At 71.8% G+C, this 17,599-nt stretch carries 19 protein-coding genes; 12 read left to right on the top strand and 7 right to left on the bottom strand.

All coding sequences use genetic code 11. The features are described from left to right. Positions 1-137: 137 nt before the first annotated feature. The 4 genes from BJ992_RS12860 to BJ992_RS12845 are packed head-to-tail and all read right to left on the bottom strand — an operon-like array spanning position 138 to position 4,887. Positions 138-749, bottom strand: coding sequence for a GAF domain-containing protein (locus BJ992_RS12860; protein WP_221474792.1), 612 nt, complete (start codon positions 747-749; stop codon positions 138-140). Further along, positions 736-1,611, bottom strand: a complete 876-nt coding sequence (locus BJ992_RS12855; RefSeq protein WP_221474791.1) for a S8 family serine peptidase — start codon at positions 1,609-1,611, stop codon at positions 736-738. The genes BJ992_RS12860 and BJ992_RS12855 overlap by 14 nt, the downstream gene beginning before the upstream one ends. Continuing rightward, on the bottom strand, positions 1,586-4,678 hold the full coding sequence (locus BJ992_RS12850) for an adenylate/guanylate cyclase domain-containing protein (RefSeq protein WP_184980709.1): 3,093 nt from the start codon (positions 4,676-4,678) through the stop codon (positions 1,586-1,588). The genes BJ992_RS12855 and BJ992_RS12850 overlap by 26 nt, the downstream gene beginning before the upstream one ends. Then, complete coding sequence (locus BJ992_RS12845; RefSeq protein ID WP_184980707.1) at positions 4,675-4,887, bottom strand: aroma-sacti cluster domain-containing protein; 213 nt, start codon at positions 4,885-4,887, stop codon at positions 4,675-4,677. Before BJ992_RS12845 ends, BJ992_RS12850 begins: the two co-directional genes overlap by 4 nt. Positions 4,888-5,078: 191 nt before the next feature. On the opposite strand from BJ992_RS12845, the gene BJ992_RS12840 reads away from it, so the two are divergent. The 12 genes from BJ992_RS12840 (at position 5,079) to BJ992_RS12805 (ending at position 13,942) form a co-directional block, all read left to right on the top strand. After that, a complete protein-coding gene (locus BJ992_RS12840; protein ID WP_184980705.1) occupies positions 5,079-5,219 on the top strand; it encodes a hypothetical protein in 141 nt (46 codons plus the stop codon). A gap of 86 nt (positions 5,220-5,305) precedes the next feature. Next, a complete protein-coding gene (locus tag BJ992_RS33755; RefSeq protein ID WP_281390350.1) occupies positions 5,306-5,437 on the top strand; it encodes a hypothetical protein in 132 nt (43 codons plus the stop codon). Between the two features lie 87 nt (positions 5,438-5,524). Beyond that, a complete protein-coding gene (locus tag BJ992_RS33750; protein ID WP_281390349.1) occupies positions 5,525-5,659 on the top strand; it encodes a hypothetical protein in 135 nt (44 codons plus the stop codon). A gap of 88 nt (positions 5,660-5,747) precedes the next feature. Then, positions 5,748-5,879, top strand: a complete 132-nt coding sequence (locus tag BJ992_RS33745; RefSeq protein WP_281390348.1) for a hypothetical protein — start codon at positions 5,748-5,750, stop codon at positions 5,877-5,879. Positions 5,880-5,966: 87 nt separating this feature from the next. After that, complete coding sequence (locus tag BJ992_RS12835; RefSeq protein ID WP_184980703.1) at positions 5,967-6,104, top strand: hypothetical protein; 138 nt, start codon at positions 5,967-5,969, stop codon at positions 6,102-6,104. Positions 6,105-6,185: 81 nt separating this feature from the next. Next, on the top strand, positions 6,186-6,317 hold the full coding sequence (locus BJ992_RS33740; RefSeq protein ID WP_281390347.1) for a hypothetical protein: 132 nt from the start codon (positions 6,186-6,188) through the stop codon (positions 6,315-6,317). Positions 6,318-6,399: 82 nt separating this feature from the next. Then, positions 6,400-6,540 carry a hypothetical protein gene (locus BJ992_RS12830; protein ID WP_184980701.1) on the top strand — a complete coding sequence of 47 codons (141 nt, stop codon included), beginning with the start codon at positions 6,400-6,402 and terminating at the stop codon, positions 6,538-6,540. A gap of 287 nt (positions 6,541-6,827) precedes the next feature. Then, entirely contained in the window at positions 6,828-8,042 is a 1,215-nt protein-coding gene (locus BJ992_RS12825) for a radical SAM protein (protein ID WP_184980699.1), read from the top strand. Between the two features lie 8 nt (positions 8,043-8,050). Continuing rightward, complete coding sequence (locus BJ992_RS12820) at positions 8,051-10,186, top strand: prolyl oligopeptidase family serine peptidase (RefSeq protein ID WP_343072633.1); 2,136 nt, start codon at positions 8,051-8,053, stop codon at positions 10,184-10,186. After that, positions 10,183-11,358, top strand: a complete 1,176-nt coding sequence (locus tag BJ992_RS12815) for a glycosyltransferase (RefSeq protein ID WP_184980695.1) — start codon at positions 10,183-10,185, stop codon at positions 11,356-11,358. Before BJ992_RS12820 ends, BJ992_RS12815 begins: the two co-directional genes overlap by 4 nt. Then, the gene (locus BJ992_RS12810; protein WP_184980693.1) at positions 11,355-12,539 is read left to right on the top strand and encodes a cytochrome P450; all 1,185 of its coding nucleotides are present in this window, start codon (positions 11,355-11,357) and stop codon (positions 12,537-12,539) included. The genes BJ992_RS12815 and BJ992_RS12810 overlap by 4 nt, the downstream gene beginning before the upstream one ends. Positions 12,540-12,568: 29 nt before the next feature. After that, complete coding sequence (locus BJ992_RS12805; protein ID WP_184980691.1) at positions 12,569-13,942, top strand: MFS transporter; 1,374 nt, start codon at positions 12,569-12,571, stop codon at positions 13,940-13,942. Here the strand turns inward: BJ992_RS12805 and BJ992_RS12800 are convergent. From BJ992_RS12800 to BJ992_RS12790, 3 genes are all read right to left on the bottom strand, one after another. Then, positions 13,892-15,685, bottom strand: coding sequence for an AfsR/SARP family transcriptional regulator (locus BJ992_RS12800; RefSeq protein ID WP_281390346.1), 1,794 nt, complete (start codon positions 15,683-15,685; stop codon positions 13,892-13,894). The genes BJ992_RS12805 and BJ992_RS12800 overlap by 51 nt on opposite strands. A 36-nt stretch (positions 15,686-15,721) precedes the next feature. Beyond that, entirely contained in the window at positions 15,722-16,738 is a 1,017-nt protein-coding gene (locus BJ992_RS12795) for an ATP-grasp domain-containing protein (protein WP_184980687.1), read from the bottom strand. A gap of 353 nt (positions 16,739-17,091) precedes the next feature. Continuing rightward, positions 17,092-17,595, bottom strand: coding sequence for a flavin reductase family protein (locus tag BJ992_RS12790; protein WP_184980685.1), 504 nt, complete (start codon positions 17,593-17,595; stop codon positions 17,092-17,094). Positions 17,596-17,599 lie beyond the last annotated feature (4 nt).

Raw genomic sequence — 17,599 nt, 5'->3', positions numbered from 1 at the left:
AAACGACGATCGGACGAGGAGACCATGACGCGCAGCCGCCTCCCGGCGCGGGATGACCGGCGCGGTTCCGGCATCGGGATATGCAGGACCGTCTCGCCGGTCAGGCGGACCCGGTCCGGTGAGCGGCCGGCGAGTGGTCAGGCGAGGAGTTCGTCGGCGGCGGCGAGGAGTTTGAGGGCCGTGGGGTGGGGGGCTCCTCGCGGGACGCGGGTGGCTATGCGTTGGAGGAGGATGTGGACGTCGTCGGCGCCGGACAGTGCGGTGTCGGTGTGGCGGAGGCGCAGGAGGAGTTCGAGGCCGCAGGCGGCTTGCGCGGCTATCAGGGAGAGCAGGTCGACGTCGGCGAGTTCGCCTCGGTAGGAGGTGGAGCGGTCGAGGACTTCCAGGACGCCGATGACCTCTTCCCCGCGGAACAGGGGTGCGGCCATGATGCTGCTCGGGACGTAGCCGGTGGATTCGGCGGCGTCTCTGGCGAACGGCGCGTCGAGGAGGTCGTCGGCGATCATGGGCTGGCCGCTGGCGGCGACCCAGCCGGCGATGCCGGTGCCCTGGGGGAAGCGCATGCCGATGAGGTGTTCCTCGCCTTCGCCGGCGACGGCCTCGAAGACGAGGTCGCCGGTGGTCTCCTCGACCAGGAAGATCGAGGAGGCGGCGGCGCCGAAGACGGCGCGTGCGACGTCCACGATGGACAGCAGGAGCCGGCGTTCGATGAGCGCCGTGCCGGAAAGCATGGGGTCATACGCGGACATGTGTGCCTCCGTTGACGGCCGTGACGTTGTCGGCCGCTAGGTAGAGGACCGATTTGAGCTGGAACGGGGTCATCCACCGGTGCTTGCTGAGGATGAGCGCGCAGATGCCGGTGATGTGGGGGGCCGCGAAGCTGTTGCCGGTGCTGCTGATCTCGCGGCCGCCGGGCCAGGCGACGGGGACGCGGACGCCTCGCGCGTAGAACTCCGCCGGGGGGTTCGGGTTGTAGTAGTAGGCCAGCGGGTCGGGCCGGTCGTGGCTGGCGACCGAGATGACCGAGGAGAACGTCCAGGGGAAGCTCAGCACCGGCATGTTGTGCGCGGAGGCCACCAGCAGGCAGCGGCGGAAGTACGCGCGGTCGGCCAGCTCGTGCAGCGCCGGCTGGAACTCGGTGCGGGTGGTGGACAGGCTGAGGTTGATCAGGTCGTACCCCTCGTCGACGGCCCAGCGCAGGCCCTCGATGAGCGCGGCGCCGGTGCCGGCCTTGCCGTCGGTGAGGACGCGCACCGACGACAGCGCGACCCCGGGGGCGATCGACCTGATGACGCCGGCGCACGCGGTGCCGTGTCCCGCCGGGTCGACCGGTTCGCAGTCGGTGACGGCGAGGCGGCCGTCCTCGCCGCGTGCCACCACAAGAGAGCGTTCCAGCCCGCCGACCCTGGGATGGGAGCCCTCGACGCCGGTGTCGAGGACGCAGACCCGTACGCCGGAGCCGTCGGCCCCGCCGTAGGCCCACTCCTTGGTGATCTCCTCCTGACGGCTGACGTGGAACTCCTCCAGCGCCGCCTGCGAGGTGCTGAGGCTCCACGCCGGCATGCCGGGGAAGTGTTCCCGCCGCTCACGGCGCCAAGGAAGCTCGGTCACGTGTCCCCTCCTCCGTGGGTGATCCGAATGCGGTGAGCCGCTCGCGTGCGCGCGCGGCGGGGAGTGTGGCGCCTTTGTCGGTGTAGTGGCGCAGCGCGCGGCGGGCCGCGGTGACGGACTCGGCGAGGAGTCCGGCCTCGCGGCAGATGTCGGAGATCTCCACGAGCACGTCGCCGCGCAGGCAGGGGTCGTCGGTGCGTTCCAGCAACCGCTCGGCCTGCGCGGTGAGCGCGACGGCGGCGCGGTGGTCGCCGCGGTGGGACAGCACCCTGGCGCGCAGCACGAGCCGGGTCAGCTCACCGCGTGACTGGAGCCGCGCGGCGTCGGCCTCCAGCGCGTCGAGCTCCGCCGCGGCCTCCTCGACGCGTCCCTGGCGCAGCAGCTCGCGCGCGGCGTAGGTCTCCAATGTGGTGGCGGGCCCGGTCTGGCCGGTGGCGCGCAGAGAGGCCGCCCCCTGCCTGAACAGCCGTTCGGCCTCCGCGTGCCATCCGGCCAGGGACTCCACCAGGCCGCCGACCTGGACGACGGCGGTACCCGCGAGCTCCAGGTGCAGGTCCTCCGCGTGCCTGCCCGCGGTGCGCAGGACCTCGCGCGCGGCGTCCACCTCGCCGGACAGGGCCAGCAGGCGTCCCTTGGTGACGAGGACCGGCACGAGCAGCGCGCGGTCCCCGGCGAAACGCTCGGTGAGGTCCTCGCACAGCGCGAGGCCGTCGGCGACCGGGGTGGAGGACCACTGCGCGAGCTCGCACAGCCCGCTGAGCAGCCGGCTCTCCTCGTACCTGTCGCCGAGGGCCCGCGCACGGGTGAGGCCCTCACGCAGCGCGTCCTCGGCGCCGGCGAAACATCCCTCGCCGAGGTGGACCAGTGCTTCGAGCTGGTGGAAGCGGCACCAGCTCAGGTCGTCGCCGGGGTCGGCGAGCAACAGTTCGCTCAGCGGGCCGAGATCGGGGGTGCGTGCGCCGAAACGCACGGCCAGGGTCTCGTGACCGATGGCGCAGGTGAGCAGGTTACGGGGGTCGTCGGGGAGCATGTCCTGCGCGGCGTGCAGCGCGGCGGACGCGCGGTCGCCGTCGCCGTACGCCAGTCCGGCGTCGCAGATGCGCACGGCGAGCTCGCGGTGGCCGGGGTCCCCGGCCGGCAGCAGGGTGCGGCCGCGTTCCAGCAGCGCGAGGGCCGCGGGGAGGTCCTTGCGGTGCAGCGCCTGGGTGCCGGCACCGATGAGCGCGTGCGCGGCGCGTCCGGTGAGGACCGGCAGGCCGGGGTCGTCGGGCCGGACCTCGCGTCTGAGCAGGCAGGCGGTCTCCAGGTGGTGCGCGAGGTCGCCCTGCGCGGAGTCCTCGAAGGAGAACTCTCCCGCTCTCTGGGCCCTGGTCCGCTCGGTCCGCTCCGCCAGCCGGTCGGCGAGAGCCAGGTGCCAGGTGGCACGCAACTCCTTGCGGGTCATGGCGTAGACGGTATCCCGGGTAAGCGTCTGGGTGAACTGGTACGCACCCGGCGTCTCGCCGCGCCTGATCATGCGGTTGCGCAGCAGCCGCCGCAGCAGATCGTCCAGCCGGGGACGGTCCGCGGCGGCGTCCTGGAACAGCAGGCGCATCTCCTCGACGGTGAAGGCGTGACCGATGGTCGCGGCGCGTTCCAGCACGTCGCGTTCCCCGTCGCCGAGCCGGTCGAGGCGCGCGCCGAGCAGCGCCTGGATGGTGGGGGGCAGCGGCGCGTCCTCCCCCTCCTCCAGCAGCATCTCCAGCATGAGCTCGGCGAACAGCGGGTTGCCGTCGGCGCTGTCGGCGATGCGCTGCCACGGCGGGTCGGCGCCGTGCGCCATCACCTCGACGTCGCCGGCCTGCGCGGCGGTCAGCTCGGCCACGAGGCGGCCCATCTCCATGACGCCGAGCGGCCCGAGTTCCAGTGACGCGGCGCACGCCATGCCGCCACCCCACGTCGGCCTGGCGTCGAGCAGGTCGGGCCGCGCCACGCACACCAGCAGCACCGGCACGTCCAGCAGCCACGTGGCGAGGTCCTCGATCAGTTCCAGCAGCGTGGGCTCGGCCCAGTGCAGGTCCTCCCACACCGCCACGAGGGGACGTTCCGCGGCCAGGGTCTCGAACAGCGACCGCACCGCGCTGGAGATCTCCTCGACACCCGCGCCTTCCCCGCCGCCGCCGGACGCGCCGGTGAGCCCGCGCAGGGCATTCGACCCGGCGGATTCCGGCGCGGGGACGGCGGACGGCCAGTGCAGGCTTTCCAGCATCTCGGCGACCGGCCGGTAGGTGATGCCGGCGCCGTAGGACAGGCACCGGCCGGTGACGACGGTGACCTCACCGGGGAGCGCGCCGGTGAAGTCGCGCACCAGGCGGGACTTGCCGATCCCCGGCACGCCGAGCAGCGTCACCACGCAGCACCTGCGGCCCTGGGTGGCGCGGCGGTACGCCTGGAGAAGCTGCTCCATCTCGTCCTCGCGGCCCACCAGCGGGATCTGGTCGTCGTCGGGCCGCCTGCCGTACGGCTCCAGCGACAGCAGCCGCCAGGCCCGCACCGGCGCGCTCTTGCCTTTCAGCGTGAGCGGCGGCACGGGTTCCACGGTCGCCTCGGCGCGGACCATGCGGGCCACCTCGTCGCCGAGGAGGATCTCTCCGTCCCCGGCCGCGGACTGGAGCCGCGCGGCGGTGTTGACGGTGTCGCCGATCACCCGCAGGTCCGATCCCGGGCTGACGATGACGATGGCCTCACCGGCGGAGATGCCGCAGTGCACGTCGAGGCGGATGCCGTGGGTGGGGGCCAGCTCGTCGCTGAGCAGGTGCACCCCGGCCATGGCGGCGTGCGCGGCGCGCGCGGCGCGCAGCGCGTCGTCCTCACTGCTGACCGGGATGCCGAAGGTCGCCATGATGGCGTCGCCGATGAACTTCTCGACGACGCCGCCGTGCTCGGCGATTGCGGTCGTACAGACCCGGTAATAACGGTCCAGGATGTGCCGGAGCAGTTCGGGGTCGAGGCGTTCGGCCATCTCGGTGGAGCCGACGAGGTCGATGAAGACCACGACCACGTGGCGGCGAGCCGGGCCGGCGTTCATACGAGCTTGAGCTCCTGGCCCTCCACCTCCCCCGCTGCCGCGTCCAGGCGCGTCTTGATCGAGTTGAGGAGTTCGACCTCCGGCGGGCTGAGCTCGGCGAACACCTGCCGCTGCCGTTCGCTGAGCAGCTCGATGGGGTGTCCCGCCTCACGTAACAGTGTCAACGCGTCGAACGGCTCGGTCCGCGGTCGAGCCTGGCTGGGGTTCATCGGCTACCTCCGGGGTCCACGGCCGCCGTTCCTGTGCTCGGCCGGCTGAATGACTCAGAAGCTAGTGACCTCAGGTTTCGAGCCAGTATGGCGTCGCCATGCCGTCGCCATACTGGGCCGAAACTGGGTCTCCCTAGCGTGTTGCTCGCCGATGAACAGCACGGCCTGCGGACCACTTCGAGGAGCCTGCCATGACCGAGCCCAACGAAGCCGTGAACCCCGAGATCGAGCCCGAGGACGAGCCCGACGTGATCGCCCATGAGGACGAGAGCGGAGAGGGCGAAGAATTCCCGAAAGACGGCTGGTGCGGCGTCCACCAGTCGCAGAACTAGGTCCGGCGCGGCACGAACAGGTTTCCCCTGCCGGCGTTGATCGCCGATGAGCGGCACCGCCTGCGGACCACTTCGAGGAGCCTGCCATGACCGAGCCCAGCGAAGCCGTGAACCTCGAGATCGAGCCCGAGGACGAGCCCGACGTGATCGCCCACTCCGAGGACGAGAGCGAGGAGCTTCCGGCCGACGGCTGGTGCGGCCTGCTCCAGCAGAACTGAGCCTGACGCGGCACGGACGAGATTCCCCTGCCGGCGTTGATCGCCGATGAACGACACCCACCACCGGACCACTTCGAGGAGCCAGCCATGACCGAGCCCAACGAAGCCGTGAACCCCGAGATCGAGCCCGAGGACGAGCCCGACGTGGTCGCCCACGAGGACGAGAGCGAAGAACTCCCCGGCGCCGACTGGTGCGGCGTCCACCAGGAGAAGACGAAGTAGGCCTGACGCGGTACGAGCGAGCTTCTCCCCTGTCGGTGTCACCCGCCGACGAACACCATCGCATCCGGACAAATCCGAGGAGCCTGCCATGACCGAGCCCAACGAAGCCGTGAACCCCGAGATCGAGCCCGAGGACGAGCCCGACGTGGTCGCCCACTCCGAGGACGAGAACGAAGATCTCCCGGCCGACGACTGGTGCGGCGTACACCAGAAGAACTAGGCCCGACGCGGCACGGACGAGGTTCCCCTGCCGGCGTTGATCGCCGATGAACGACACCCACCACCGGACCATTTCAAGGAGCCTGCCATGACCGAGCCCAACGAGGCCGTGAACCCCGAGATCGAGCCCGAGGACGAGCCCGACGTGGTCGCCCACTCCCTCGACGGGAGCGAAGAGTTCCCGGCCGACGACTGGTGCGGCGTACACCAGAAGAAAGACGCCTGACGCGGCACGAACAGGGTTCGCCCTGCCGGTGTTGACCGCCGATGAACGGCACCGCCTCCGGACCACTCTAAGGAGCCAGCCATGACCGAGCCCAACGAAGCCGTGAACCCCGAGATCGAGCCCGAGGACGAGCCCGACGTGGTCGCCCACTCCGAGGACGAGAGCGAAGGCCTCCCGGGCGATAGCTGGTGCGGCATCCACCAGAAGAACTAGGCCCGACGCGGTACGAACACCCCCTGTCGGCGTTGATCGCCGATGAACGGCACCCCCTTCGGTCAACTTCGAGGAGCCTGCCATGACCGAGCCCAACGAAGCCGTGAACCCCGAGATCGAGCCCGAGGACGAGCCCGACGTGGTCGCCCACTCCGCGGACGAGAACGAAGAGTTCCCGGCCGACGACTGGTGCGGCGTTCACCAAGAGAAAAAGGGCAGCTGACGCGGTACGAACAGGGTTCCCCCTATCGGCGTTGACCGCCGATGAACGGCACCGCCTCCGGACCACGTCGAGGAGCCTGCCATGACCGAGCCCAACGAAGCCGTGCACCCCGGGATCGAGCCCGACGTGGTCGCCCACGAGGACGAGAGCGAAGAGCTCCCGAGCGCGGACTGGTGCGGCATATACCAGTCCGAGCAGTGACGCGGTACCTACGATTCCCGGCCCTCGCGGGGGCCGGGCTCGTTCCTGAAGCCGGCCGGGACACCGGAACGACGCGGAGGAATCCGATGTACAAAGGTCAGCACCGTGGCGCGGAGATCCTGCCCCGCGTGCTCCGCGGGGAGCACGGCTGGTGGTTCCTCGGGCCCGGCGGCGTAGCCCGCCTCAAGGACGATCACCTCACCGCGAGCCGCGAGCTGCGTCCGGCCGCCGAGCGCAGTCTGCGTCAGCGCGGCCTCTTCGACGTCCCCGCGTACAGCGGCTACTCCCTCACCGTACTGACGAGCACCCACTGCAACCTCGGGTGCGCCTACTGTTTCCAGAACACCGAGCAGGACACCAGCGGCGCGAACCGGCCGACGCGTATCCGGTACGCGCGCCTGACCTCGGCCACCATCACCTCGGTCCTTGAGTTCGCCGCGCGCCGCATGGCCGACGCGGAGCTGAGCCACCTCGACGTGATGCTGTTCGGCGGGGAACCGCTGCTCAATCCCCAAGGCTGCCGCGAGCTGCTCGCACGGGCCGCCGACTACGGTCTGCGCCGGGCCAGCATGACGTCCAACGGCACGCTGCTCACCCCGAAGCTCGCCAGGCAGCTCAGCGACCTCGGGCTGCGCGACGTCCAGGTGACGTTCGACGGCGACCTGGCCGACCACGACGCGATCAGGGTCCGCAGGACCGGCGGCGGCACCTTCGACGACATCGTGCGCAACATGGCCGCGGTGACCGAGGCCACCCCGCTGACGTGGGGCCTGCGGGTGAACGTCTCGCACCACAACCACCGGGGCATCGACGAGCTGGTGGAGCGGCTCGCCGGCGGTCTCGACCCCTCCCGCTGCTCGCTGTACTTCGCGCGCGTCGGCGACGTCGGCATCGGGTACGGCAACGACCTGGAGTTCTCCGGCACGATCGCCGCGAGCTTCATCAGGTGGCAGCGCCGCGCGCTGGAACTCGGGTTCCACGTGTCGCGGCCCCGTACGGTCAACCCGTGCCAGGCGTGCTCGTACACCGACGGCAGATACGGCGCCGTGGTGAACGCCGACGGCACCCTGTCGAGCTGCTGGGAGACGGCCGGCAAGCCCGGCTGGCAGGTGGGGACGGTACGCGACGGCTACCTGCCGCGTGAGCGCACCGAAGGCAAGTGGATCTCCTGCGAGGAGTTCTACCAGTACGACGACGAGCTGTCGGCGCTGACGCGGTTCCAGGACACCGTGGACGCGGCGCTGCTCGACTACCTCAGCGCCACCGGACGGCTCGGCCGGCGCACGCGCCAAGACAGATGAGGAGTACCGTGCGGTACCCGGACGCACCGCGCCTCGACAGCGCCGACGAGTTCCACGGCGAGGTCGTCGCCGACCCCTACCGCTGGCTTGAGCACACCGCCGATCCACGTACCCGTACCTGGACGGCCGCGCAGGAGGAGCTGTTCGCGCGCGAACGCGCCGGGTGGGACGGCCTGCCGGGGTGGCAGGCGAGGCTCGACGCGCTGAGCCGGGTGCCGGTGACCTCGCCGCCAGTGCCGCGCGGCGACGTGATGTTCGTCAGCCACCGCGAACCTGGAGCCGAGCATCCGGTGCTGACGGTGCGTGACGGCGGCGTCGAACGGGTGCTGGTCAGCCCGCTGGCGCTCGACCCAGACGGCGGCACCGTGATGGAGGCGTGGCATCCCTCGCTGGAGGGAACCCTGCTCGCGTACCAGTTGTCGACCGGCGGCACGGAGGACTCGCTGCTGCGGGTGCTGGACGTCGCCACCGGCGCCGTGGTGGACGGGCCGATCGACCGGGTGCGGCGCACACCGGTGGCCTGGCTTCCCGGCGGTGAGGCCTTCTACTACGTGCGGCGCCTGCCTCCCGAGCTGAACCCCGGTGAGGAGCGGTACCACCGGCGAGTGTACCTGCACCGTCTCGGCACCGATCCCGGTGACGACGAGCTGGTGTTCGGCGAGGGCCAGGACAAGACCCGGTTCTACACCGTCGCGGTCACCCCGGACGGCCGCTGGCTCAGCGTGTCGGCGACCACCGGCACCGGCCCCGCCACCGACCTGTGGCTGGCCGACCTGACGCAAAGCCCCCTAGGACGGCCGCGCTTCCACCCGGTGCAGGTGGACGCCGGTGCGCGGAGTGGGCTGCGGATGACAACCGGCACCGGGCCCGGCGACCCGCTGTGGCTGCGCACCGAGCTGGACGCGCCGCGCGGCCGGGTCGTCGTGGCGACCCCCGCGGCGCCGTCCGCCGAGTGCTGGCGCACCCTGATCCCCGAGCGGCCGGACGCGGTGCTCGACGACTTCGTCCCCCTGACCGGCCTGCCGCGTCCGGTGGCGCTGGTGTCGTGGACCAGGCACGCCGTGTCGGAGATCACTGTGCACGACCTGGCCGACGGCCGCGAGGTCGCCACGGTGCCGCTGCCGGGGAGCGGTAGCGTGGGAGCGATCTCCGTCAGGCCGGAAGGCGGCCACGAGGCGTGGTTCAGCTATGCCGACTACGCCACCTCGCCGGTCGTCCTGCGGTACGACGCGCGGACCGGCGTGACCGGGCCCTGGCCCCGGCCGGCCGAGCCGCGCTCGTCCGCCTCGGCGCGGACCTCGCACGTGACATTCCACTCCAAGGACGGCACGCCGGTGCGCATGTTCGTCCTGTCGCCGGCCGGCGTGCCTGACCGGCCGCGGCCGACGTTGCTCACCGGGTACGGCGGGTTCGGGGTGTCGATGTCACCGAAGTACCTCCCGCAGGCGCTGGCGTGGGTCGAGGCCGGCGGGGTGTACGTCGTGGCGTGCGTGCGCGGCGGCGGCGAGGAGGGGGAGGCATGGCACCGCGCCGGCACGGGGCCGCGTAAGCAGAACGTGTTCGACGACCTGGACGCGGCGGCCGGTCACCTCATCGAGCACGGCTGGACGGCAACCGGCATGCTCGGCGTCGTCGGGGTGTCCAACGGCGGCCTGCTGGCGGGGGCCGCGCTGACCCAGCACCCGGAGAGGTACGGCGCGGTGGTCTGCGTGGCAGCGCTGCTCGACATGCTCCGCTACGAGCGGCACGGCATGGGGCCGAGCTGGCGTCCCGAGTACGGCAGCGTGGAGGACCCCGAGGGGTTCGCGGCGTTGCGCGCCTACTCCCCCTACCACCGGATCCGTGACGGGGTGCGGTACCCGGCGGTGCTGCTGGCCGCCGCCGACGGCGACACCCGCGTCGACCCGTCGCACTCGCGCAAGATGTGCGCGGCGCTCCAGCACGCGTCGTCCGGCCCCGGCCCTGTGCTGCTGCGCGTGGAACGCGACGTCGGCCACGGCGCGCGCGCCGCGTCCCGCTTCGTCGGCCTGCTCGCCGACGTCTTCACGTTCCTGTCCCTCCACCTCGGCCTGTCCCCCGCGGGGTCCTCCGCACCCGACACCGCTCCTGTCGCCGTCGCGGCGGCGGCCACCGGGCCGGCATGAACGTCCTGCTGTGCCCGTTCAGCGACCCGGGATACCTGTACCCGGTGCTCGCCGCCGGCATCGAACTGCGGCGGCGCGGCCACACGGTGGCGGTGCTGGCGCGGCGCGGCGCGGCAGGCGCCGTCGCCGAGGCGGGCCTGACGGCGCTGGACGCCGCCGAGTACGGCGGCAAAGGCGCGTTCTCCGTCGACCGCTGGATGCTGTCGGGACACGAGCAGTACCGCGCGGTGATCGCGGCGGCGCGCGACACGGAGGCGGTCGCGCTGGTGACGTCGGCGCTCTGCCACGGCGCGCTGCTGGCCGGCGAGGCCCTCGGCCTGCCGGTCACCGTGCTCGGCTTCGCCGCGCACCTGTGGCCCTACAAGGCAGGCGGCGATGACGAACCCCAGCACGTCGTGCGGCGGGAGTGGCGGCTGCGCGAGCTGCTGCACCACTACCACCTCCTGCGGGACCGCACCGGGCTGCCGAGGCGCGACAACCGGCCCGCCGACCGTCCGCTGATCGGCGCCGGCCTGCTGCTGCGCGGCGGCCCCGCTCTGGAGTACCCCGGCGCCGTCCTGCCGGACGGTGTGCGGCACGTCGGGCCCTGCCACTGGGAGCCAGGGCCGGGCCCCGCCGAGTTGGGCCGGGTGAGTCGGCTGCTGGCCCGCACCGGCAAACCGGTGGTGTACGTGCACCTCAGCCGCGTGTTCGGCGGGACCAGCCTGTGGCCGCGGCTGAACGCGATGTTCACCGGCGGCCCGTACCAGGCGGTTGTGGAGGTCGGCCGTTCCGGCGCTTCGCAGGCCGATCCGCGTGCGGACATCGTCACCGTCCGCCTGCCGTGGATGGACCCCCTGGTCGAGATGTCGCATGCGGTGCTGACCAGCGGCACCAGCGCTCCTGTGCTCGCCGCGCTGCGCCACGGCCGGCCGCTCGTCGTGGCACCCGCCGCCTCGGAACAACCACTGCTGGCGGAGGCATGCGTGCGCGCCGGCGTCGCCGTGCGTCTCCCCGCCGGCGACGACGAAGGCGCCGCGCTGGCCGCCGCCGTCACCGGTGAGCCGCTGCGGCGGCGCGCGCGGTGGCTCGGGTCCCGGCTGCGGGACGCCGGCGAGGCCGCGGCCGCCGCCGACCTCGTCGTCTCGACCGTCTCATCCACTCCGGCGACCAGGACGGGAACCCGCCGATGACCACACCGAAGACCAGGCCGTCGCCGTTCGACAAGAGCTTCCCCCGCGACCCCTACCCGCTGCTCGCCGGGTACCGTGAGCAGTGCCCGGTGACACAGGTGCTGACGCCGCGCGGCAGACCGGTATGGATCTTCACGCGTGACGCCGACGTGCGGGCCGCGTTGACCGACACGCGGCTGTCCACGCAGGGTGACCGCGACCACTCGGGGCCGCGCCGCCGCACGCTGGACGTCAGCCTGGTCATGTACGACCCGCCGCACCACACCACGATCAAGCGTCTGGCCACACCGTGGTTCACGCCGCAGCGCGTCGAGAAGTACCGGCCGGTGGCCGAGGCCGTCGCGGCAAGGCTGCTGGAACCGCTCGCGTCGCGGCCGGTCGTGGACCTCATGACGGACTTCGCGCACCCCTTCTCCTTCCAGGTCATGTGCGAGCTGTTCGACCTGGACCACGCGGTGCGCGGCGAACTGTACACCTGGGTCGCCTCGGTGTTCCCCATGCTGGACCGCGAGGCGGCCGACGCCAACATGGACGGTCTCGACGCGTTCTTCCAGGACCTGACCCGGCGCAGGCTCGAGGCGCCTGGTGACGACGTGCTGTCGGCGATCCTGCGCGCCTGGGACCCCGCGAGCGGGGTCGAGGAGCGTGAGGTCGTCTCGCTCGGCGCGTCGCTGCTGCTCGCCGCGTACGAGACCACCGCACAGGTGATCGGCATGTCCATCCGGGACCTGCTGACCCGTCCGGAGGACCTCGCGACACTGCGCGCCTGCCCGCACGCCGTGCCGAACGCCGTGGACGAACTGCTGCGCTACCACCCGCCTGGGCCGTTCGCCACGCTGCGGTACGCCACCGAGGACATCCACATGGGGGACGACGTCATCCCGGCGGGTTCCCGTGTGCTGCTGTCCATCGCCGCCGCCAACCGCGACCCCAGGCGGTACCCCGACCCCGACCGGTTCGACCTGAACCGGTCCGGCGCCGCGAAGCACGTGACGTTCGGCCTCGGCCCGCACTACTGCCCCGGGGCTCCACTGGCCAGGATGGAACTCGGTGTGGCGATCTCCGCGGTGCTGGGCCGCTTCCCCGGCGTCGCACTGGTGCCGGGCCCCACGCACTGGCGGGGCAACATACTCAGCCGAGGGCTGTCCAAGCTGCTCGTGAACCCAGAACCGCTCCGGTGAAACGGCGCCTACCGACGAAGGTGGACCACATGAGCGAGTTACCGCCGCTGCGCCGCAACTTCCGTTTCCAGATGTTGTGGATCGGCGCGGCGACATCGGGTTTCGGCTCGACGCTGACCTGGCTGGCCTTCCCGCTGCTGATCCTCGCCATCACCGGCTCCCCGGCGACGGCGGGCCTCGTCAGCGCGATCCGCATCACCGTCGATCTGCTGATGTCGCTGCCGGCGGGGGTGTGGGTGGACCGGTGGGACCGGCGCCGCATCCTGATCATCGCCGAGGCCGCGCGGTTCGGGAGCTACGCCGCGCTGACCCTCCTGATCTTCGCCGACCAGGTGGCGCTGTGGCACATCGCCGTCGTCGCCGTGATCAACGGGACGGCCGACGCGTTCTTCGGCCCCGCGCGCGCCACCGCCATCCGCTCGGTGGTCCCGCCGTCGCAGCTCCCCTCGGCGTACGCGCAGGAAGAGGCGCGCAGCCACGCGGCGTCCCTCGCCGGGCCGCCGATCGGCGGTTTCCTGTTCGCGGTCGGCCGGGTCGTGCCGTTCGCCGTGGACGCGCTGACGTATCTGATCTCGCTGGTGTGCGTCATCCTCGCCAAGGTGCCGCGCCACCCGGAGAACGCGGCGCAGCGGCGCAAGACGCGGATGCGCGCCGACATCGCCGAGGCGGGTGGCTGGCTGTGGCGTCAGCGGGGCCTGCGCGCGGGGCTCGCGTTCTCGCTGGTGTCCAACCTGGTGGCCAACGCGCTGCTGCTGCCGGTGATCGTGATGATCGAGTCGCGTGGCGGCGACTCGACGGTCACCGGGTTCGTGCTGGCCGGCATGGGTCTCGGCGGGCTGCTCGGCGCGTTGGTGTCGGCGCGGATCGGCGCGATGCTGCCGCCGGGACGGCTGATGCTCGCGGTGGTGGGATTCTTCGCGCTGATGGTGTGCGCGACGGCCCTGCCGTTCGGCGCCTACTGGCCGGCGGTGCCGCTGTTCCTCGCGATGGTCGCCGTGCCGGCGCTCAACGTGGCGCTGCGGGTGCTGGTCGCCACCATGGTGCCCGACGCCATGATGGGACGGCTGACGTCGCTGTTCGGCACGGCCAGCATGGGCCTGACGCCGCTCGCCCCGCTGATCGGCGGTGTGCTCGCGCAGTACATCGGCGGCTCGGGAGCGCTGCTGGTCATCGGCGGGCTGCTGGCGGTGAATGTGGTCGTCGCCGCCATGGGGCCCGGCCTGCGCAGCCTGGACACCCCCGCACCCGAGCCGGCGGCTCCGGCGCGCGACGACGCGGACTCCGGTGAGCTGGTGGCGGCCGGTGAGGTCGTGGCGCACGGCGCACCGGAGGCGGAGGCGGCGCGGGACGGCTCAGGCGCCGCCGAGGTGGAGCTCGACCGCGAAGCGATGCGCGAGCGGTGACATGGTGTACAGCATGGCGTGCGCCGTCACCTCGTAGTCCGGCACCGACAGGATGTTGGCCTCGAGCAGCGACTCGATGACCCGCTCGGCCCGCATCCCTGTGCCGTCCAGCGTGCCGTCCAGCGTGTCGACCAGCTCGTCGTGGCTGAACGGCGGCGGCCCGAGCGCGCCGAGCGTGCGGAACGCCTCCCACGGCGTCCACGTCGGACGGTTGTAGCCGTCCTCGAAACGCTCCCGCAAGGACAGGTCCCCGGCGACGAACTCGTCCAGCACGCACTCGGCGCGGCCGAGACGCTCGGCGAGCCGCGCGAGCGGCACGTGCGGCAGCCCGGCGAACCGGCCGCCGAGCACGCGCAGGATCAGCGGTGACAGGCCGTACCTGTCGAGCATCGCGGTGACGGCCGTCACGTCGCCGCGCACCCGGTCGGCACCGATCACGCGGCGCAGGAACTCGATGCCCTCCTCGTGCGACAGCTCCCCGAGGCCGATCCTGGTCACCGACTCCAGGCCGCTGAGCCTGCTGCGGCTGGTGACCAGCACCCTGCTCGCGCCGGCCCCCGGCAGCAGCGCGCGGACCGCCGCCTCGTCGGGTGCGTCGTCCAGGATGAGCAGGAGCCTGCGGTTGGCCAGCCAGGACCGCCACACCGAGGCCAGCACGTCCTCGCCGCGCACCCCCGGTACGCTCACGCCGACGGCTTCGAGCAGTTCCCGCTGGATCTCCGCGGTCGGCCGCGGCGCACCGCCACGCCGCCGCAGCGGCAGCACCACCGCGCCGTCGGGGAACATCGGGGCCAGCGTGTGCGCGACGTGCACCGCGAGAGTGGTCTTGCCGATGCCGAGGTCGCCGGTGATCAGGGTGACCGGGGACGGGTCGTCGGCGATGCGGCGCATCTCGCGCTCACGGCCCACGAAGTCGGTGATGTCGCGCGGCAACTGGTTGGCGCCGGCCTGCAGCGGCTTGGCCGGTGCCGCGCCGCCGCGCGGCGCCGGCGCGGGTGTGCCGGACCCGCGCAGGATGTCCTGGTAGAGGGATCTCAGCACCGGGCTCGGGTCGATTCCCATCTCGGCGGACAGGTGGCGGCGCAGGCTCTCGAAGTGCGACAGCGCCTCTGAGGTGCGGCCGCAGCGCGCCAGCGCCGTCATGCGGGCCGCGGCGATACGCTCTCGGGTCGGGTACCGCGCCGCGACGAGGTCGAGGCCGCTCAGCACCTCGACGTGCCGGCCGAGCTCGATCTCCAGTTCGGCCCAGTCCTCGTACACGGAAAGGAACAGCTCGGTGAACCGGCCGACGTCGCGCGACACCAGCGGCACGTGCGAGAACTCGGCCAGCGGCTGGTCCCGCCACAACCCGACGGCCTCGCCGAGCAGTTCGGCCGCGACGGCGGGAGCGCCGCCGCGTATGGCGCCTCTGCCGGTGCGCGCGGCCTCCTGGAACCGCAGCAGGTCCACCTCGTCACGCTCTGCGCGGAAGCTGTAGCCCCAGCCCTGAAAATCGATGCGGTCGCCGACGATCTTCCGGAGCGCGGAAACGTACACCTGGAGATTCTTGCGCGCGGTGCGCGGAGGAATTTCCCCCCACAGCGCGTCGATGAGCTGAATGGAAGGCACGACCATATTGGCGCGGCATAACAATATGGCCAGGAGAAGCCGCTGTTTCGGCGCACCGATGACCACCTTGACACTGTCGGCCCGGACCTCCAGCGGCCCTAGTATCGAGCACCGTAACAACGTTCCCTCGCGCATGTCTCCCCCTCGATGTCACTTCGCGGTGACCTTTGGTCACCGGCCACGGGGGCCGTTCCCTGAGCCCAGCATGAGCAGATCGACCACGCCGAGCGGCGGCCGCAGGCCCGCGCTCGGCACCGCGCGCAGATGCAGCGCGCACACCATCCGCGCGGCGGCGAGCGACACGGCGCGGTCACCCGCTCTCGACTCGTACCACCGCCAGTCGCCGTCCACGTTGATCTCAAGGAACACCACGTCCTCGCCGTCGAGCAGCAGGTCGAACGCTCCGTAGGTGAGGCCGAAGCGCGCGGCGAGCCGCAGCACCGCGTCGGTCACTTTCGGAGGCGGCGGCACAGGGACGACCCGCACCGACGCGGCGTCGCGCCACAGCGCGTCCGGCGCGGCCTTGGTGACGGCGTACGCGTGGACGGCGCCGCCGAGGTGGTAGACCCGTAGCTCGGTGTCATGCCGCACGTGTTCCTGCACGATGACGGGGAAGTCCAGCGGTGTCCAGCGCGCGGCGTCGCGGCGTGGCACCACCTCGGGGAACACGCCGACGAGCAGGCCGGGGACGGTCTCGACGAAGTGCTCGTCCAGCACCTTGACCACGATGTGCGTGCCGCTCATCGCGGCGGCGGCCGCGCCGGGGTCGGTGGTGACGACGGTGCGGGGAGTGCGTACACCTTCGCGTGCCGCACCGGCGAGCTGTTCGAGGCGGCCGGGTGCGCCGCCGGGGAGCGCGGACGGCGCCAGTGCGCGCAACTGACCCACCAGGGTGTGCCAGGAGTCGGCGCGGACCCGGCCCGCGAGGTCGGCGGCGGGGGCCCGCGGCAGGTCACGGGCCCAGACGACGGTCGGGGTGACGAGCCGGCCGTCCAGAGTGAGCGTGCCGTCCCCGGGGACGGCCGACAGGGAAGGCGACGCGCCGGACTCCACGCGGACACTCGGCACGCCGAGCGTGGTCAGGGTGCGTTGCAGCGCGGCGAACTCGGCACGGCCCGCGCGGTCGGCGAGCACCACGCACGGCTCGGGGACGCCGGGGTCGCCGCCGGAGGGCGACGGCCAGGACACCGAGGGCCGCTCCGTGCGCAGGTCTACGGTGACGGGGGAATCATGGAGCCGGCCAAGGAGGGGGGCCCTTACCGCGCTCAACAAGTGCTCACCGGTAATCCGCACCGGGCGAGCGGGTTTTTCGTACGGGCCGCAGATGATTTTCCAGAAACCGCGGCGGTGATCACTCGCACGCTTCTAGCTAACGTTGTCACGACTTACGTGTCAAGAGAACGGGACGAGAACCGCTGGAATATAGCACAATTCACGAAGAGAATAAGCAACCTTAACGAATCCCAAACCGGACAGCGGACAGCCCGTTATCCCGCGCGGTGCGCATCGGCGTGAACACGGCGCGTCGTTTTTAAGAGGCCTCATTCCGGCCAGGACTCGTAACGCCGCAACCCGTACAGCAGAGGCGCGGCCTCCGGCCGCCACGCCGTGGCGCCGACCACCTTGCCGATGACCAGAGTGTGGTCACCCGCGCCGACCACGTTGTCCACCGCGCACTCCATCGTGGTGTGCGCGTGCTCAGGCAGCGCGGGCAGCGACCAGACGGGGGTGGTGGCCCAGATCACGGCGCCGAACCGCGACGGGAGAGGCGAGGAGAAGACGATCGCCGCCTCCCTGCCGTCCTGGTGCAGCAGGTTCACCGCGAAGACGCCGGCGTGCCGCACCTCCTCCAGGGTCTCGCTGCCGCGGCGCAGCGAGACCAGCAGCAGCGCCGGCTCCAGCGACAGACTGCACAACGATGAAACGGTCATGCCACAAGGCACGCCGCGCCGCCCCTCGGTGGTCACCACGGCGACGCCGCTCGGGAACGTGCTCATCAGATCGCGGAACCGCTCGGAGGCGATCGAGTCGAGTTGGCGCGTCATCGCC

Origin of the sequence: Sphaerisporangium rubeum (assembly GCF_014207705.1) — a bacterium.
GTDB lineage: Bacteria > Actinomycetota > Actinomycetes > Streptosporangiales > Streptosporangiaceae > Sphaerisporangium > Sphaerisporangium rubeum.
This window is presented reverse-complemented; position numbering and strand designations above follow the sequence as displayed.